This window comes from Corynebacterium sp. UMB0012 (genome assembly GCF_030216265.1).
In the GTDB taxonomy this organism is placed as follows: Bacteria; Actinomycetota; Actinomycetes; order Mycobacteriales; family Mycobacteriaceae; genus Corynebacterium.
This window is the reverse complement of the sequence record NZ_JASOKQ010000159.1, coordinates 1-225: the sequence shown is the minus strand read 5'-3', so window position 1 is coordinate 225 and position 225 is coordinate 1. Positions and strand designations below refer to the sequence as shown.

The 225-nt window shown below is 52.9% G+C and carries 1 protein-coding gene; it reads right to left on the bottom strand.

What is annotated here, in order from left to right:
* On the bottom strand, positions 1 to 225 hold a 225-nt coding region (locus QP324_RS12280; RefSeq protein WP_284816272.1), incomplete at both ends, for a helix-turn-helix domain-containing protein.

Below are 225 nucleotides of genomic sequence, written 5' to 3'. Positions count from 1 at the left end.
GCGCTGAAGACGCCGAGCTATCTCACGTACACCTTTGCCTTGCCGGTCAAGATCAAAGATGAGCTCGCGTTCTTCTATCGATAAGTAGCGCGAAGAGATACGCCTATCGATACGCTGTTGCGGAATAACCTGGACTGGAACTGCTTGGCGACCATCAACGTACTCAATTACCTGCATAAGCCTGTTATACAGCGCCACATCCGGGCCAGCCGGGACAAAAGGCAC